12 protein-coding genes are annotated in these 12644 nt (G+C 59.6%); 3 read left to right on the forward strand and 9 right to left on the reverse strand.

Features of this window, described 5'->3' with window-relative positions; genetic code table 11:
- Positions 1–56: 56 nt before the first annotated feature.
- From AC13EY_RS02970 to AC13EY_RS02990, 5 genes are all read right to left on the reverse strand, one after another.
- The gene (locus tag AC13EY_RS02970; RefSeq protein ID WP_228245001.1) at positions 57–836 is read right to left on the reverse strand and encodes a dienelactone hydrolase family protein; all 780 of its coding nucleotides are present in this window, start codon (positions 834–836) and stop codon (positions 57–59) included.
- Between the two features lie 487 nt (positions 837–1323).
- Positions 1324–2751 carry an NAD(P)(+) transhydrogenase (Re/Si-specific) subunit beta gene (locus AC13EY_RS02975; RefSeq protein ID WP_088274312.1) on the reverse strand — a complete coding sequence of 476 codons (1428 nt, stop codon included), beginning with the start codon at positions 2749–2751 and terminating at the stop codon, positions 1324–1326.
- Between the two features lie 7 nt (positions 2752–2758).
- On the reverse strand, positions 2759–3079 hold the full coding sequence (locus AC13EY_RS02980; RefSeq protein ID WP_172409641.1) for an NAD(P) transhydrogenase subunit alpha part 2: 321 nt from the start codon (positions 3077–3079) through the stop codon (positions 2759–2761).
- A 10-nt stretch (positions 3080–3089) separates the two neighbouring features.
- A complete protein-coding gene (locus AC13EY_RS02985) occupies positions 3090–4214 on the reverse strand; it encodes an NAD(P) transhydrogenase subunit alpha (protein ID WP_088274313.1) in 1125 nt (374 codons plus the stop codon).
- Between the two features lie 73 nt (positions 4215–4287).
- Complete coding sequence (locus AC13EY_RS02990) at positions 4288–5130, reverse strand: metal-dependent hydrolase (protein ID WP_228245002.1); 843 nt, start codon at positions 5128–5130, stop codon at positions 4288–4290.
- A gap of 188 nt (positions 5131–5318) precedes the next feature.
- Between AC13EY_RS02990 and AC13EY_RS02995 the strand changes: the two genes are divergently transcribed.
- Positions 5319–6731, forward strand: a complete 1413-nt coding sequence (locus AC13EY_RS02995; protein ID WP_228245003.1) for an alanine/glycine:cation symporter family protein — start codon at positions 5319–5321, stop codon at positions 6729–6731.
- A gap of 35 nt (positions 6732–6766) precedes the next feature.
- Here AC13EY_RS02995 and AC13EY_RS03000 read toward each other — a convergent pair whose 3' ends face one another.
- From AC13EY_RS03000 to AC13EY_RS03010, 3 genes are read right to left on the reverse strand one after another with little or no spacing between them, the layout of a single operon-like run.
- Positions 6767–7540, reverse strand: coding sequence for an SDR family NAD(P)-dependent oxidoreductase (locus AC13EY_RS03000; protein ID WP_228245004.1), 774 nt, complete (start codon positions 7538–7540; stop codon positions 6767–6769).
- Between the two features lie 11 nt (positions 7541–7551).
- Complete coding sequence (gene cysS / locus AC13EY_RS03005) at positions 7552–8937, reverse strand: cysteine--tRNA ligase (RefSeq protein WP_228245005.1); 1386 nt, start codon at positions 8935–8937, stop codon at positions 7552–7554.
- Positions 8937–10604: a glutamine--tRNA ligase/YqeY domain fusion protein gene (locus tag AC13EY_RS03010; RefSeq protein ID WP_228245006.1), complete on the reverse strand. Its 1668-nt coding sequence runs from the start codon at positions 10602–10604 to the stop codon at positions 8937–8939. Before AC13EY_RS03010 ends, cysS begins: the two co-directional genes overlap by 1 nt.
- Positions 10605–10797: 193 nt before the next feature.
- On the opposite strand from AC13EY_RS03010, the gene AC13EY_RS03015 reads away from it, so the two are divergent.
- Together AC13EY_RS03015 and AC13EY_RS03020 are read left to right on the forward strand one after the other, a co-directional pair.
- Complete coding sequence (locus AC13EY_RS03015; protein WP_088274318.1) at positions 10798–11292, forward strand: peptidylprolyl isomerase; 495 nt, start codon at positions 10798–10800, stop codon at positions 11290–11292.
- 13 nt (positions 11293–11305) lie between these two features.
- On the forward strand, positions 11306–12031 hold the full coding sequence (locus AC13EY_RS03020) for a UDP-2,3-diacylglucosamine diphosphatase (RefSeq protein ID WP_228245007.1): 726 nt from the start codon (positions 11306–11308) through the stop codon (positions 12029–12031).
- A 219-nt stretch (positions 12032–12250) separates the two neighbouring features.
- Here the strand turns inward: AC13EY_RS03020 and AC13EY_RS03025 are convergent.
- Positions 12251–12644, reverse strand: a 394-nt coding sequence (locus AC13EY_RS03025; RefSeq protein ID WP_482876723.1) for an FAD-binding protein, incomplete at its 5' end; no start/stop codon positions are given.

Raw genomic sequence — 12644 nt, forward strand, 5'->3', positions numbered from 1 at the left:
ATCCGCCAACCAGACACAGCAGCAGCGGTAGCGAACGCACTCCGCTGCTGCCCGTTTCAGTCCATCACCTCAGCAAAGAATTGCTTCATGGCCGAGAAAGCACGCTTGGCAACCACCGGATTGTATTCAGCCTTCCCCGGCATCGCCGCGTAGGGGTCGCTGAACGAATGGACAGCACCACCATAGCTGATCAACTGCCAGTCAACATTGGCAGCACGCATTTCTGCACTGAAATCGGCAACCTGCTGCTCCGGCACGAAGGGATCGTCCGCACCATGAAGAACCAGAACCGGCATGCTAATAGCCTTGGCGTCATCAGGGTTGGGGGTATCCAGGTTGCCGTGGAAGGAGACGACGCCGCGAATTTCCGTACCGGAACGCGCAAGCTCAAGTACCGTTCCGCCGCCAAAACAGAAGCCGATGGCCGCCAGATTATCAATATCCAGCGGGACCGCCCCCTGTTGGGCACGCAGTACGTCCAGGGCGGCATTGGCTCGCGCCCGCATCATCGGCCGATCGTTGCGGACCGTGGTGGCCGCAGCAGCCGCTTCGTCCGCATTCTGCGGACGGATATCACGGCCATACATGTCTGCTACAAACACCACATATTCAGAACCGGCCACCTTGGCCGCCTTCTCGGCCGCGGCCTCGGTGACCCCCATCCAGTTGGGCACCATCAGCACCCCCGGGCGCGGCGTGGTGACCGCCTCATCAAAGACCAGTAACCCTTCATAGGACTGGCCGTCGATTTCGTAAGGCACCGTCTGCACCGTCATGTCCGCCTGTACCATACCGGCCAGACCGCTCAACACCAGCGTTGTCAGCGTTCGTTTCATTACAGTCTCCTGGGTTATTGGTATTACAAGATAGCTCAGCATACTCCGCACGCAGGCGCATAAAAGGCTCTTTGCGGATTATCAAGGTAAATTCGAGAAGGGACTTTTCGAGGCAATTAACCGCATGCGCAGAGGATCGAGTGTGCACTGGGGTTCGTCCCGTTTACGCGGGCGAGTAGCGCAGGGCTGGCGGGAAAAAGGACGGCAGCCTGTTTGAGGAGCGTAGCGACGAGTTCTGCCGGCCCCCGCCAGACCGAGCAACGCAGCGAACCCGAAGGGCCGCGTAGCCGGGTGCCCGGGGGGATCGCCAAGGGGGGCTGGGCAAGCAGCCCCCCTTGGCTCGCCGTGAAGGCGAAAGGCTGACTTAGCAACAGCGCATGAATAAAACGATAAACCGAAGGAAACGGTTACCCCCGCAGTCCTCGAGCAAACACAAAAAAGCCCCTGTTCTTTCGAACAGGGGCTTCGCTTACCGCATAGGAGCCAATTAACCGAGCGACTTGACCGCTTCGATCATCTGCACCATCACCTTCTGGGCATCGCCGTACACCATCGAGGTGTTGTCGAGGAAGAACAGTTCGTTCTCGACACCGGAGTAGCCCTTGCCCTGACCACGCTTGACCACGTAGGCCTGACGCGCCTGATCCACGTTGAGGATCGGCATGCCGTAGATCGGGCTGGACTTGCGGGTACGCGCGGCCGGGTTGACGACGTCGTTGGCACCCAGAACGATGGCAACATCGGCCTGTGCAAACTCTTCGTTGATGTCTTCCAGGTCATGAATGATGTCGTACGGTACACCGGCTTCAGCCAGCAGTACGTTCATGTGACCCGGCATACGGCCGGCAACCGGGTGAATCGCGAAGCTGACTTCAACGCCCTGCTTCTGCAGCAGTTTCACGAATTCGTACAGCTTGTGTTGCGCCTGGGCAACCGCCAGACCGTAACCCGGAACGATGATGACCTTGTTCGCGTAGAACATGGAAATCGCCGCATCGGATGCGTCACAGGCCTTCATGGTGCCCTGGATTTCACCGTCGGAACCGTCGTCTTCACCACCGAAGTCGCTGAAGATGATGTTGCTGACCTGGCGGTTCATCGCTTTGGCCATCATCAGAGTCAGCAGCGTACCAGCGGAACCTACCACGGTACCGGCAATGATCATCGCCGGGTTCTGCAGTACAAACCCTTCAAAGGCAACCGCCAGACCGGTGAAGGCGTTGTACAGGGAGATCACGACCGGCATGTCTGCACCACCGATCGGGGTGGTCAGCAGCACGCCCAGTGCCAGCGCAACGGCAAAGAACACCAGAATCAGCAGAATCGGCGTTTCTTCAGCCCCCACAACCGCCATGACGGTGACAACCGCACCGATGAACAGCGCACCACACAGCAGCGCAGCGTTGACGTACTGGTGCTTGGGCAGGCGCCAGGCCTTGTTCATGCGGCCATCGAGCTTGGCCCAGGCAATCAGCGAGCCGGACAGTGCAACCGCACCAATCAGACCGCCGAGGATCGCCAGCACGGTCACAACCGGGCCGTGCGCCAGCGCGTTGCCGGACAGCAGCTCGGTGGCAGCAATCGCGGCAGCAGCACCGCCACCCATGCCGTTATAGAGGGCAACCATCTGCGGCATATCGGTCATGGCAACACGCTTGCCGCTAATCCACGCCCAGCCGATACCCAGACCCAGCGCAATTACCAGCAGGATCACGTTGGTGGTCAGATACGGCTCGGCGCGTGCGCTGACGTCAAAGCCGTACAGGAAGGCGGCAGCAACCGCCAGCACCATGCCGCCACCGGCGACAACGATACCCGAACGCGCGGTAACCGGGCTGGCCATGCGCTTGAGGCCGTACAGAAACAGAAATGCTGCGACAAAGTAGGCCGCGTCAATCAAAAACGTACTGAACATGGTCTACTTACTCCTTGTCCGCACCAGAGGCTTTATTGGTCGGCTTGAACATTTCGAGCATCCGCTCGGTGACCACATAGCCACCCGCCGCGTTGCCTGCGCCCAGCAGAACACCAACAAAACCGATCACCTGCTCAAGGGTGGAGCCTGCGTTCAGCAGGGCCCACATGGCACCCACCACCACGATACCGTGGATGAAGTTGGAGCCGGACATCAGCGGGGTGTGCAGAATGGCCGGAACGCGGCCGATGATTTCGTAGCCGGTAAACGCGGCCAGCAAAAAGATATACAGGGCAACGAAGCCTGTAATGGTAGTTGTCATTTCCATCAAACCGTCCTCAGGCCAGCTGTTCGACAGCGGCGCGCGCTGCGTCATTGCGGATTTCACCGTCGTGGGTCAGTACCGAGCGAGCCAGCACCTCATCTTCCCAATCCAGAGACAACTCGCCGTCCTTGACCATCAGGCCAACCAGAGCCAGCAGGTTGCGGGAGTAAAGTTCAGAAGCATGCTCAGCGAGGTGACTGGCGATGTTCAGTGGTGCAACGATGGTTACCGGACCAACTTCCACAGTGTCACCAGGCTGAGTCAGCGGGGTGTTGCCACCGCCTTCCGCTGCGAGGTCGATGATCACCGAGCCGCTCTTCATGCCCATGATCTGCTCTTCGGTCAGAATCTTGGGGCTTGGCTTGCCGGGGATGGACGCAGTGGTGATGATTGCATCGGCCTGCTGAACGTGACGGGTCAACACATCATTGACCTGTTTCTGCTCTTCAGCCGTCAGCTCACGGGCGTAACCGCCCTCGCCTACCGCAGATACACCGGTGTCGACGAACTTGCCGCCAACCGACTGTACCTGTTCACGGACTTCAGGACGTACGTCGTAGCCTTCGATCATCGCACCGAGGCGCTTGGCGGTTGCCAGCGCCTGGAGGCCGGCCACACCAGCACCCATGACCAGAATCTTGGCCGGACGCAGGGAGCCCACCGCTGTGGTCATCATCGGCAGAATCCGGTGCAGGTGAGTACCAGCCATCAGCGCAGCGTAGTAGCCAGCCAGAGCAGCCTGGGAAGACAGCGCGTCCATTGCCTGGGCGCGAGTAATACGCGGAATCAGCTCCATCGCAAAGCAGGTAATACGCTTGTCACGCAGTGCTTTTACGATTTCGGGCTCGCGCTGTGCATAGATGAAGCAGCACAGAATGGAGCCTTCCGGCATTTCCTGAATGTCTTCCAGCGACGGTGGCTGCACTCGGAAGAACAGCCGGGTCTCGGCCGGAGCCGGGGCCACGGCCGCACCGGCCTGAGTGAAGTCATTGTCGGGAATCCGGGCCAGCAAACCAGCACCGGGTTCGACACAAGGCTCGATGCCAAGCTTCTGCAACTTGGCAACGACCGCAGGCACCAGCGCGACACGTTTTTCGTGGCGCCGGGTTTCTTTAGCAACATACAAACTGATAGCCATGGTCACTCCTGGGAAAAAATCCCGCGAAGCATACAACAGTTTGCAGCAGAAAGCGCATCAGTACCGAGACGATTCAGGGCTTTGTTCCAAGCATATTGATCGCATCAAACTCATGCTGAGTCTCTTGCATCAGCCGGTAATTGTCATGCTGCCAGGGATGAAAGTCCTCACGATAGAAGTCCCGGTAGGCCGACCAGAGCCCTGAAAAGAAACCGTTACGGCCCCATAACCAGCGCATGCCCCGATACCAGCTGCCCACATCGGTGAGTCGCCCGTCGCAGCGCATCATATGCCAGACACCTCGAGTCACATCACGCAGGAAGAAGAACGTCGACAAGCGCATGGCCCTGCGCAGTTGTGCCCGGTCACCGGATACCTGCATGTAGAGATCAAATGCGATCGCCTTGTGCTCGGTTTCCTCCAGGGCGTGCCACCGCCAGACCTGCCGCATCGGCTCAATAGCGCCGTCAAACCAGCGCATTTCACGCAACACCGCGTCCGCCATGATGGCAGTGAAGTGTTCCATGGCAACCGTGGCCGCGAGCCGGCGTTCAGGGGAAAAGTGGGCGTTGGCATAGCGGATACGGCGGCGCACCGGCTCGGTCAGCGCAATAACGTCATATCCCTGCGCCTCAAGGCGGCGGTTGTATTCGATGTGTTCACGGCTGTGATGCCCTTCCTGACCGATAAAACCCTTTATCAATTGCTGCTGCCTGGGGTCCTTAACGCGGTCGCGGAAGTAGCGCACCGAGTCGATAAAAAAGCGTTCGCCATCAGGGAACAGCAACGACATGGCATTGAAGAAATGGGTTTTGAATGGGTCGCCGCCATGCCAGTACCGCGGCAGAGGATCAGGGAGTTCGAATTCGATACGACGAGGGCTGATCGTCAAATCATCCGGAGTAACGGCAGTCATGGCTCACCTCTTAATGCGCTGCATTGTTGTTATCGGTTTTGCATCAACATCAACGTGATCGGGCTATCTTCGACCCATTCGGACAATTTGACAACACTCATTTTCAACTGGCGATGAGCGGCCAAGACGCTACAGTAAGACGTAACATTCTGTTTCTGCACGCATGCCAACCGACAGCGGGGGGAGTCATGAATGCGTTGATAGGCGGGCTCAACACGATTTTCTGGGGTTACATTCTGATCTACGGCCTGCTCGCCGTAGGTGTCTTTTTCACCATACGTCTGGGTGCCTTGCAGTTTCTGCACTTTGGCGAGATGGTTCGCTCTCTGCTCGGTGCTCGTGAGAGTGACAAGTCCGGTATCTCACCGTTTCAGGCACTGTGTACCAGCCTTGCATCACGGGTTGGCACCGGCAATATCGCTGGCGTGGCGGTTGCTCTCTATCTCGGTGGAGCCGGAGCCATTTTCTGGATGTGGATGGTTGCACTGGTGGGCATGGCTACCGCTTACGCAGAAAGCACCCTTGCCCAGCTCTACAAGGTCCGTGACGGTGAAGGGCAATATCGCGGGGGGCCGGCTTTCTATCTGGCAAAGGGAGTTAAAGCGCCATGGGCCGGCAGCATTTTTTCCGTTTGTCTGATCCTTTCGTTCGGCCTGGTGTTCAACGCCGTTCAGGCCAACTCTATTGCTGATGCGATGGAGGGCGCCTTTGGCTTCAACAAGCTGTTGGTCGGTATCGCTGTCGCCGCGGTCGCGGCCCTGGTGATTTTTGGCGGCCTGCGGTCGATCGCCCGCTTCGCGGAATTCGTGGTGCCCTTCATGGCGGCTGTTTACGTACTCATGGCGTTGGTAGTGCTTGCCATGAACTACAGCGACGTCCCGGGGGTGCTGGCGACTATCGTGAAGAGCGCCTTTGGCCTCGAAGAGGCGGCCGGCGGTGTCGCCGGTTCCGTCACGGCAGCAATGCTCAACGGCATCAAGCGTGGCCTGTTTTCCAATGAGGCAGGGATGGGATCGGCGCCGAATGTGGCTGCGACTGCCACACCCACACCACACCACCCGTCCTCACAGGGCTTCGTGCAGGCGACCGGAGTATTCATTGACACCCTCGTCATCTGTACCGCCACTGCGGTCATGATTCTGTTGTCAGGCGTATTGGAACCGGGCAATGGCGTGACCGGCACGCAACTGACCCAGCTCGCGATGGAAAGCCATATCGGCGATGCCGGTCGCTACTTTATTGCGTTTGCGATCCTGTTCTTTGCCTTCACCTCGATCGTCGCCAACTATTCCTACGCCGAGAATGCGATGATCTATCTGGGGCTTGGCGGCAAGTTGGGCATGTTTTCACTGCGCTGTGCAGCGCTGGCGATGGTCGTCTGGGGTGCCTATCAGGCGGTAGGCACGGTATTCAATGCCGCCGATGCCTCCATGGGGTTGATGGCAACCATCAACCTGATCGGCATCGTGTTGCTATCGGGCACCGTTGCCAAGCTGACCAAGGATTACCTTGCCCAGCGCAAGGAAGGTCTGGTGCCGCACTTCAAGGCAGAAGAGTATCCGGAACTGAAACACAAGATCGACCACGATATCTGGTCTTGAGCACAACCACGGCTCGAGCAGACTCGAGCCGTGGTTCAGCCTTTTATTTCTTGCAGTGAATTACCGCCGTCCACCACCAGCATCTGACCGGTCATGTAGCTGCAGCCCTCACTGGCAAGGAACAAAGCCACCCGTGCGACTTCGTCCGGCCGCCCGGGCCGCCCGATAGGTGTATGACGCCCCGCTTCCAGTTCGGCAGGCAGGCTTGAGGGGGTGTGAATCCAGCCAGGTGCGATGGCATTGACCGTGATGCCCTGCCCGGCCACCTCGTGGGCAATCGAGCGGGTCAGGCCGACCATCGCCGATTTGGCAGCACTGTAGCCGGCGGTACCCGGAAAGGTCACCAGCGGCCCGGTCACCGAGGCAATATTGATCACCCGGCCAAAACCGGCGGCCAGCATGTGCCGGAGCACCGGCTGGCTGACGTGCACGCAGGTATTGAGGTTCAGATCAATCTCGCGCTGCCAGTGCTGGAACGCCATCCGGTGGAACAGATCACCAGTCGGCTCCTCAATCCCCGACTGCGACATACCGGCGTTGTTAACCAAGATATCAATGCGCCCAAAGCGCTCCATGACCTGTTCAACCAACTCCGCTGCCTGCTCCGGGTGAGTCAGATCAGCCACCACCGCCAAACTCCGCAACCGCTCCGGATCCAGCTCGTTCTGCCGCTGAAAAATGCGGTTGGTCGTCGAGGACAACACAACCGTCGCTCCCGCATCATGAAACATGCGTGCGATAGCGAAACCGATACCGTCAGCACTGCCGGCGCCGGTGACCAGAGCCACGCGGCCCCGGAGGTCCGTCATGTCGTGCGGCATCACTCAGCCAGCCGCCAGGTGGTGCCACCCTTGCCGTCCTCAAGTACAACGCCCATAGCAGTCAACTGGTCGCGGATACGATCAGACTCGGCCCAGTTCTTGTCGGCACGGGCTTGCAGACGCGCCGCAATCAGCGCCTCGACTTCAGCGGCGTCGACCTTGCCAGCAGCGCCGGCCTGCAGGAACGCATCGGCATCCAGCTGCAGAACACCCAGTACTTCGGCCAACTGACGCAGGCGCGCGGCCAGCCCGGCAGCTGCGTCAACGTCAGCGTCCTTCAGGCGATTCACCTCACGGACCATGTCAAACAGCACAGCGCAGGCTTCCGGAGTGTTGAAGTCGTCATCCATCGCCGAGCCAAACCGCTCGGCAAACTCGTCGCCGCCGGCAGGCGCCGCCTCGGGCAGCCCCTTGAGCGCGATGTAGAACCGCTCCAACGCGCCCTTGGCTTCCTTGAGGTTGTCTTCGGAGTAGTTGATGGCGCTGCGGTAATGGCTGGAAACCAGCAGGTAGCGAACCACCTCTGGATGGTACTTTTCCAGCACCTCGCGAATGGTGAAGAAGTTGCCCAGACTCTTGGACATCTTCTCGCCGTCAACCCGAACGGCACCTGCGTGCATCCAGGCGGCGGCGTACAACTCGCCGGTCGCTGCCTCGCTCTGAGCAATCTCGTTCTCGTGGTGCGGAAATACCAGATCCGGGCCACCGCCGTGGATGTCAAAGGTATTGCCCAGGCAACAGGTCGACATCACCGAGCACTCGATGTGCCAGCCCGGCCGACCCTCGCCCCAGGGCGAACTCCAGCTCGGTTCACCCGGCTTGGCGGCTTTCCACAGAACAAAGTCCAGCGGATCCTGCTTGGCTTCGTCAACCTCGATGCGCGCGCCGATTTTCAGGTCTTCGATCTTGCGGCGCGACAACTTGCCGTAACCTTCGAACTTGCCGACGCGGTAATACACGTCGCCGTTACCCGGTGCATAGGCATAGCCCTTGTCGATCAGCGTCTGAATCATGGCAAACATGCCATCGATATGCTGACTGGCACGCGGTTCCTGGTCCGGGCGCAGCACATTGAGACGGGCTTCGTCTTCATGCATTGCTGCAATCATGCGCTCGGTCAGTTGCTGAAAGGTCTCACCGTTCTCATTGGCGCGCTTGATGATCTTGTCGTCGATGTCGGTGATGTTGCGCACGTAGGTCAGGTCATAACCGCGGTGGCGGAACCAGCGCGCCACCACGTCAAACGCAACCATCACGCGCGCATGACCGATATGGCAGAAGTCATACACGGTCATGCCGCAGACATACATGCGTACCTGATTGTCGACCAGCGGCTTGAACGCTTCCTTGGACTTGGTCAGGGTATTGTAGAGTGCCAGCGCCATCAGCCCCCCCAGGAGTCACGCAGGGTGACAGTGCGGTTGAAGACCATGGCATCGGGGCGAGAATCACGCGAATCGACGCAGAAGTAGCCCTCACGTTCAAACTGGAAGCGATCATCCAGTGTGGCCTCAGCCAGCGACGGCTCGGCGCGGCAGCCGGTCAGTACCTGCAGGGAGTTCGGATTGATATTGTCGAGGAAGGTGGTGCCCTCTTCGCCCCTGTCCGGATTTGCGGCATTGAACAGACGGTCATACAGGCGCACCTCGCACTCGATGCTGCTGCTCGCCGGCACCCAGTGGATAACGCCTTTGACCTTGCGACCTTCCGGGTTCTTGCCGAGGGTATCCGGGTCGTAGCTGCACAACAGCTCGACGATGTTACCGTCAGCATCAGTTACCGCTTCGTCAGCGCGAATCACGTAGCTGCCACGCAGACGCACTTCACCGCCCGGTTCCAGACGCTTGTAACCCTTGGGCGGATCAATCATGAAGTCTTCACGATCAATGTAGATCTCGCGCTCGAACGGAAGCACGCGCTCGCCCATATCCTGCTTCGGGTGACGCGGCAGGCGCAGCTCTTCGGCCTGACCTTCCGGATAGTTGGTGATGGTGACTTTCAGCGGCTTGAGCACGCACATGGCACGCGGCGCGTTGGCATCCAGGTCGTCACGGATACAGAACTCGAGTACGCCCATGTCGACCACGCCATCAGAGCGGGTTACGCCAATGCGCTCGCAGAACTCGCGAATCGCCGCCGGCGTGTAGCCGCGGCGACGGAAGGCGCTCAGCGTGGACATCCGCGGGTCATCCCAGCCATCCACGTGCTTCTCGTCAACCAGTTGCTTGAGCTTGCGCTTGCTGGTCACGGTGTAGTTCAGGTTCAGGCGGGCAAATTCGTACTGACGCGGATGCGCAGGCACCGGCAGATTGTCCAGGAACCACTCGTACAGCGGGCGGTGATCTTCAAATTCCAGGGTGCAAATCGAGTGGGTAATGCCCTCGATGGCATCCGACTGGCCATGGGTAAAGTCATAGCTCGGGTACACGCACCACTTGTCACCGGTCTGGTGGTGATGGGCGTGGCGGATACGATACAGAATCGGATCGCGCAGGTTCATATTCGGCGCCGCCATGTCGATCTTCGCGCGCAGCACCTTGGCGCCGTCGGCGAACTCGCCGGCGGTCATGCGCTGGAACTGGTCCAGGTTTTCCTCAACGCTGCGCTCACGGAACGGGCTGTTCTTGCCCGGCTCTGTCAGGCTGCCGCGGTATTCACGCGCCTGCTCGGGCGTCAGCTCGCAGACATAGGCCTTGCCGGCCTTGATCAGCTCGATGGCCCAGGCGTGCAGCTGATCGAAGTAATCGGAGGCGTAGCGCACATCGCCGCCCCATTCGAAGCCAAGCCACTCGACGTCGGCCTTGATCGCATCAATGTATTCCTGCTCTTCCTTGGCCGGGTTGGTGTCGTCAAAACGCAGGTGACAGACACCGCCAAACTCCCTGGCCAGGCCGAAGTTAAGACAGATCGACTTGGCGTGACCAATGTGCAGGTAACCGTTGGGCTCCGGCGGAAAGCGGGTAACAATGCTGCTGTGCTTGCCGCTGTCCAGATCAGCCTGGACGATCTGGCGCAGAAAGTGGCTTGGGGGCGTGGCGTCGGGTTTGTTCATAAGGTCGGCAAAACTCGCTCAGGTGATGCGCTCGGCATCAGGGATTACTCGGGAGCCCGGACTATCGCAATAGTCGCGCGTCCCTAGGCCATCATGACCAAAACCCGTATCATACCCGAAACTCGCAGGTGCCTGAATGCAGCAATGCAGGCAGCATCACCCCCAACCTGTTCGACTGCCCGAGGAATATCCGATGGTCAAACTGCACACCAACTATGGCGTCATCACCCTTGAACTGTTTGCCGACAAGGCGCCGGTGACCGTTGAGAACTTCAAGCAATATGTCCGCGATGGCCACTACGACGGCACCATCTTCCATCGCGTGATCAGCAACTTCATGATCCAGGGCGGCGGTTTCGAGCCCGGCATGCAGCAGAAAGACACCCGCGACCCGATCAAGAACGAAGCTGATAACGGCGTCGCCAACAAGATCGGCACCGTCGCCATGGCCCGCACCCCTGATCCGCACTCCGCCAGCGCCCAGTTCTTCATCAACGTAGCGGACAATGATTTTCTGAACTTCTCCGCACCCACCATGCACGGCTGGGGTTACGCGGTATTCGGCAAGGTCACCGACGGCATGGATGTGGTTGAGAAAATCAAGGCGGTGCGCACCACTTCCCGTGCCGGCCACCAGGACGTGCCGGCCGAGGACGTGATCATCGAGCGCGCCGAACTGGTCGACTGAGACCACGCCGCCGATGCGATATCTGTTTATTTCGGATCTGCATCTGGAAGCAAAACGCCCGGATATTACCCGGGCGTTTTTGCGTCTGCTCGAAACCCGCGCCGCGCAATTCGATGCCCTTTACATCCTGGGTGACTTTTTTGAAGTCTGGCTGGGTGACGACACCATCGACGAACTCGGGTGCGAGGTCGCCGACGCCCTCTCCCGCCTGACCAAGCATGGCACCAAGGTATACCTGATGCACGGCAACCGGGACTTCCTGCTCGGCAGCCGTTTTTGCCGCGCAGCAAACTGCACCCTGCTTAAAGATCCTACAACCGTCGAGCTTAATGGCGAGCGAGTGCTGCTGATGCACGGCGACAGCCTCTGCACCGACGATCTTGGCTATATGCGTATGCGCCGCTGGCTTCGCAACCCGGTCAGCCGCTTTGTGCTGCGCAACCTGCCGCAAGGCACACGCCACAAGCTGGGTCGCAAGCTACGCGACGAAAGTCAGGCACGCACACAAATGAAATCCGCCGACATTACCGACGTCAACCTCGGCGCAGTCGCCCACACCATGCGCGCCAAAGGCGTGCTCACCCTGATCCACGGCCACACCCACCGCCCGGCAATCCACGACCTGATGATCGACGGCCAGCCCGCGAAGCGCATTGTGCTCGGCGACTGGGACAAGGCCGGCTGGGCACTTGAGGTGGACGAGAACGGCAAGCGCCTGGAGTCGTTTCCACTGTCGTAGGGGCACGACACGCCGTGCCCGGGGTCCAGATTGCACGGAACGAGATACCGATACCCCCACGAAATACCCCTCGGGCCATGCCGGGCACAGCATGCTGTGCCCCTACGCAAAAATGCCCCACTCACAACGAGCAGACAACAAAAAACCCCGGCTCTCGCGAGTCCGGGGTTTTCTTGCAGCTTGCGGCTTGAAGCTTGCGGCTGGCTCCAGGCCTTCGGCTTAGAGCTTACCTTCCAGCTCCGGCACCGCCTCGAACAGGTCGGCAACCAGGCCGTAGTCGGCCACCTGGAAGATCGGCGCTTCTTCGTCCTTGTTGATCGCAACGATCACCTTGGAGTCTTTCATGCCGGCCAGGTGCTGGATCGCACCGGAGATGCCGACCGCAACGTACAGCTGCGGAGCAACGATCTTGCCGGTCTGACCTACCTGCATGTCGTTCGGTACGAAGCCAGCGTCAACCGCGGCGCGCGATGCACCCACAGCAGCGCCCAGCTTGTCGGCGACCTTGTACAGCATCTCGAAGTTGTCGCCGTTCTGCATGCCGCGACCACCGGAGATGACGATCTTGGCACCAGCCAGTTCCGGACGGTCGGACTTGGCCAGCTCTTCACCA

Source organism: Halopseudomonas sp. L-58, from assembly GCF_056859475.1.

Bases quoted from the DNA above. Each gene is read 5' to 3' on its own strand.
- AC13EY_RS02970 (WP_228245001.1), bottom strand. From the start codon at position 836: ATGAAACGAACGCTGACAACGCTGGTGTTGAGCGGTCTGGCCGGTATG.
- AC13EY_RS02975 (WP_088274312.1), bottom strand. From the start codon at position 2,751: ATGTTCAGTACGTTTTTGATTGACGCGGCCTACTTTGTCGCAGCATTT.
- AC13EY_RS02980 (WP_172409641.1), bottom strand. From the start codon at position 3,079: ATGGAAATGACAACTACCATTACAGGCTTCGTTGCCCTGTATATCTTT.
- AC13EY_RS02985 (WP_088274313.1), bottom strand. From the start codon at position 4,214: ATGGCTATCAGTTTGTATGTTGCTAAAGAAACCCGGCGCCACGAAAAA.
- AC13EY_RS02990 (WP_228245002.1), bottom strand. From the start codon at position 5,130: ATGACTGCCGTTACTCCGGATGATTTGACGATCAGCCCTCGTCGTATC.
- AC13EY_RS02995 (WP_228245003.1), top strand. From the start codon at position 5,319: ATGAATGCGTTGATAGGCGGGCTCAACACGATTTTCTGGGGTTACATT.
- AC13EY_RS03000 (WP_228245004.1), bottom strand. From the start codon at position 7,540: ATGACGGACCTCCGGGGCCGCGTGGCTCTGGTCACCGGCGCCGGCAGT.
- cysS (WP_228245005.1), bottom strand. From the start codon at position 8,937: ATGGCGCTGGCACTCTACAATACCCTGACCAAGTCCAAGGAAGCGTTC.
- AC13EY_RS03010 (WP_228245006.1), bottom strand. From the start codon at position 10,604: ATGAACAAACCCGACGCCACGCCCCCAAGCCACTTTCTGCGCCAGATC.
- AC13EY_RS03015 (WP_088274318.1), top strand. From the start codon at position 10,798: ATGGTCAAACTGCACACCAACTATGGCGTCATCACCCTTGAACTGTTT.
- AC13EY_RS03020 (WP_228245007.1), top strand. From the start codon at position 11,306: ATGCGATATCTGTTTATTTCGGATCTGCATCTGGAAGCAAAACGCCCG.